General features: G+C 71.8%; 3 protein-coding genes. 1 reads left to right on the top strand and 2 read right to left on the bottom strand.

Features of this window, described 5'->3' with window-relative positions; translation table 11 throughout:
* Window positions 1-149: 149 nt before the first annotated feature.
* Entirely contained in the window at window positions 150-749 is a 600-nt protein-coding gene (locus tag G3I65_RS47085) for a GyrI-like domain-containing protein (RefSeq protein ID WP_160701871.1), read from the top strand.
* Between the two features lie 210 nt (window positions 750-959).
* Here G3I65_RS47085 and G3I65_RS47080 read toward each other — a convergent pair whose 3' ends face one another.
* Together G3I65_RS47080 and G3I65_RS47075 are read right to left on the bottom strand one after the other, a co-directional pair.
* A complete protein-coding gene (locus G3I65_RS47080) occupies window positions 960-3,026 on the bottom strand; it encodes an AMP-binding protein (protein ID WP_160701870.1) in 2,067 nt (688 codons plus the stop codon).
* A 264-nt stretch (window positions 3,027-3,290) separates the two neighbouring features.
* The coding region (locus G3I65_RS47075; RefSeq protein ID WP_160701869.1) for a YafY family protein at window positions 3,291-3,913 on the bottom strand (623 nt) is incomplete at its 5' end.

The raw sequence follows: 3,913 nt of genomic DNA, 5'->3' as shown, positions 1-3,913 counted from the left end.
CGCCGGGCCGAAGCGGTCGGGGAGCGGCTGGCCGAAGTGCGGCGCGCGGCCGCGGCCCAGCCGGACGCGCCGCCGTTCGTCCGGGCGATCTTCGACTACTCGATCGCGCAGCTCGAAGCGGAAGCCACGTGGCTGGAGGGGATGTCCTGATGCCGTACGACCTCAAGAAAGAGCTGAAGCGGCTCTACGCGCCCAAGAACACCGACTGGGCCCTGCTCGACGTGCCCGAGCAGCGGTTCCTCGCGATCGACGGCCGCGGCAACCCGAACACGGCCGAGAGCTACCGGACGGCTGTCGAAGCGCTCTACGCCTTCGCGTACACGATCAAGATGACGGCGAAGAGCCGCGGCGAAGACTTCGTCGTCGGCCCGCTGGAAGGCCTGTGGTGGGCGGACGACTACGCGGCTTTCACCGTGCGGGCCAAGGACTCCTGGCAGTGGACGATGCTCATCGCGCTGCCGCCGTGGATCGGGGAGGACGCCGTCGAGGAGGCGCGGGAAACCGTGCGGCGCAAGAAGAAGATCGACGCGCTGGTCCGGCTCGAGAAGCTGCACGAGGGGCGGTGCGCGCAGGCGCTCCACATCGGCTCGTACGACGACGAAGGCCCGCTGCTCGCCCGGCTGCACGACGAGTTCCTGACGCGGCAAGGACTCGAGCCCGCCGGCTTGCACCACGAGGTCTACCTCGGCGACCCGCGCCGGGTGGCGCCCGGGAAGCTCAAGACCGTGCTGCGTCAGCCGGTGAGCTGACCGAAGCACCCCAAGGCTGCCTTGGGTGCGTCAGACGCAACCGAGGCCACATTGGGGTTTCTCACTGGCCGCTGTGTGTGGGCGGGCGACTGTGCTGGAACCCTGACCCGAGACTACATCCCAGCCCGCCACGACGCCGCCGATGTGGGTGACCGGTCACGAGGCAACCAGCGCGGCTACTGAGAAAACCTCATTGGGGAGCCGGGGGGATCAGTACTCGGAGGTCGCCGGCCAGGTGTCGTCGTGCAGGAGGCGCTTGAGGATCTTGCCCGTCGCGTTGCGGGGGAGGTCCGGCACGAAGTAGACGTCCCGCGGGACCGCGAACCGGGCCAGCCGCTGGTGGATGTACGCCCGGATGTCCTCCGCGTGCAGGGAAGCGCCGCGCCGGGGCACGACGTACGCGGCCAGGCGCTGGCCCCACTCCGCGTCCGCCACCCCGACCACCGCCGCGTCGTGGACGCCGGGCAGGGCGACCAGGGCCTCCTCGACCGGGCGCGGGAAGACGTTCTCGCCGCCGGACACGATCATCTCGTCGGCGCGGCCGGTGACGAACAGGCGGCCCGCCGCGTCGAGGTAGCCGACGTCGCCGGTGGCCATCAGGTCCGCCGCGCGGGCCGGGTCGGTGCCGTTGGTGTAGCCGTCGAAGAGCATGTCGTTGCCGACGAAGATCTGGCCCTCGCCGCCGGGTGGGACCGGCTTGCGGTCCTCGTCGAGGATGGCCAGGCGGGTGCCGAGCAGGCAGCGGCCGGCCGTCGTCGGGGCCGCGCGCAGGTCGGCCGGGTCGGCGATGCTCGCCCAGGACACCTCGGTCGAGCCGTAGAAGTTGTAGAGGACGTCGCCGAAGGTGTCCATGAACGCCGTCACGAACGCGCCCGACATCGCCGAGCCGCTGCTCGCCACGATCCGCAGGGACGACAGGTCGTAGCGGGCGCGGACCCGTTCGGGCAGGTCCATGATCCGCTGCAGCATGATCGGCACGACGAACAGCGCGTCGCACTTCTGCTCGGCGATCGTCCGCAACGTCTCTTCGGCGTCGAACTTGCGGGTCAGCGCCAGCGACGCCCGCAGCGCCATGCCGATCTGCATCGCGGCGAGTCCCCAGCTGTGGAACAGCGGCGCCGCGACGAGGATCCGGTCGGCGGCGCGCAGCGGGATGCGGTCGAGGATCGCCGCGGCGGACCCCAGGCCCTTCGGCGTGGGACGGCGGGCGCCCTTCGGCGTCCCGGTGGTGCCGGAGGTGAGCACGACCAGCCGGCCCGGCCGCTCGACCGGCTGCGGCGGGTCGGCGGGCGCGGCGTGGATCAGCTCGTCGACGGTCGGGTAGCCGGCGTCGGCGTCCGGCCACGTGCTGATCCGGGCGAAGTCGCCGGGGACGTTCGCGATGGTCTGCGCGAACTCGTCGTCGGCCAGCACGGCGGACGGCTTGTGCTCGGCGAGCACGTCCTTGACCGACGCCGCGGACAGGCCGGTGTTCAGCAGGACGACGTCGGCGCCGAGCTTGCTGGCCGCGACGAACGACTCGACCATCGCGGAGTGGTTGCGGCACATCAGCGCGATCCGGTCGCGTTCGGCGACGCCGAGCTCGCTCAGCGCGTTGGCGAGCCGGTTGCTGCGCTCCTGGACCTGCCGGAAGGTGCGGAGGTTGCGCTCGTCGTGCAGGGCGGGCTGGTCGGGGACGCGGCCCGCGGCGGCCTGGTAGCCGCCCGCGACGGTGGCGCCCCACTGCGCGAGGGACTGCAGCTGGCGGGCCAGCTTGTCCGGCCGGGCGGGGCTGAGCACGCCGGCGCGCAGCAGCACGCTCGTGGTGCGCAGCTTGGTCGCCTTGTTGCCGTCGCGGTCGGCGTCGGGGTCGGTCTGCCCGGCCAGGTGCAGGTCGAGCCGGCGGGCCAGCGCGCGGACGTCCTTCTTGATCGACGAGACCAGGTCGAGGTACGCCGGCGGCAGCATCATCCGCACGAACAGCTCGGTCTTGCCGCCCGCCAGCGGTCTCAGCTCCAGGGAGACCCACGTGCCGTCGTCCGGGACGCCGCACCACACCACGTGCTCGCCCGGCCGGTACACGACGGCCTGCACCTGTGCCTCCAGCATCGGCCCGCGCTCGGGGACGATCCGGATCACGCCCTTCGGCCCGCGGCCGCGCGAGGCCGGTTCCTGGACCTCGCACCAGCTGATCTCCGGCACGAACCGCGCGTACCACTCCGGCGATCCGACGATCTGCCACACCACGTCCGGCGTGTGCCCGACCACCGCACTCGCCTCGACCACATCGTCACGCATCGTCTGCCCTCACCGCAGTGTCACCGAACACACGTTCAGGTCACGGAGGCGTCACAGTAACAGCAAACGGGTGATCACGGATACTCCGAACGGCCAGATACCGGTGAGTAACGGACACTCGTAGTAGGTCTTCCTAATGTCCATAGTGGACCAATTAACGGCGTTCACCGAGCATAGCGGGCAAACAGCGTTCAAGAGCCGGCCGCCGGGTCCGGCAACGGCGTGAGCAGGCCCGATACGGGCCGTGTTCGGGAGCGTCCGGGCTTATCGGGCATAACGGTCAACCAGTTCGGCGCCCAGCCGCGCCAGCTCGGCCTGCACCGACGCCGGACCCTCGACGTCGACGAGCGCGCCCCAGCCCGCCAGCTCCTGCGCGATCATGATCGGCGCGGGCGCCGCGACCCGCACCCGCACGCGGTCGTCCGGCAGCTCGGCCACGACCTCGCAGTGCCGCCCGAACCGGTTCCGCATGACGTCGAGGTGGCGCCGGGCCAGCACCACGTCCGCGGTGAGCGGGGAACGGCGCTTCTCGACCTCCTCGACGACCTCCTCCCACACCTTCGCCAGCTCCAGGTCCGTCGGCCGGTCGGCCGCCTCCTCGGTGACGACGGCGGCGGCGACCCGGTCGACGCGGAACGTCCGGCGCCCCTGCTCCGTGCCCGCGACCAGGTACCAGACGTCGTCCTTGTCGACCAGGCCCCACGGGTCGATCAGGCGGTCGCGCCCGGAGTAGGTCAGGCGGACCCGGCGGCGGGCGATCACCGCGTCGCGCAGCAGCTCGACCATCGGCGGCCGGTCCTTCGGGCGCCCGCCCCAGCCCACCTGGTCGACGACGACCGCGTCCGCCGCCGCCTCGGCGTCCGCCCGGAACGTGCCCGGCAGCGCGC

Origin of the sequence: Amycolatopsis sp. SID8362 (assembly GCF_010550475.1) — a bacterium.
GTDB classification, from domain to species: domain Bacteria; phylum Actinomycetota; class Actinomycetes; order Mycobacteriales; family Pseudonocardiaceae; genus Amycolatopsis; species Amycolatopsis eburnea.
The sequence above is the reverse complement of the archived record's forward strand: the minus strand, read 5'-3'. Positions and strand labels throughout refer to the sequence as shown.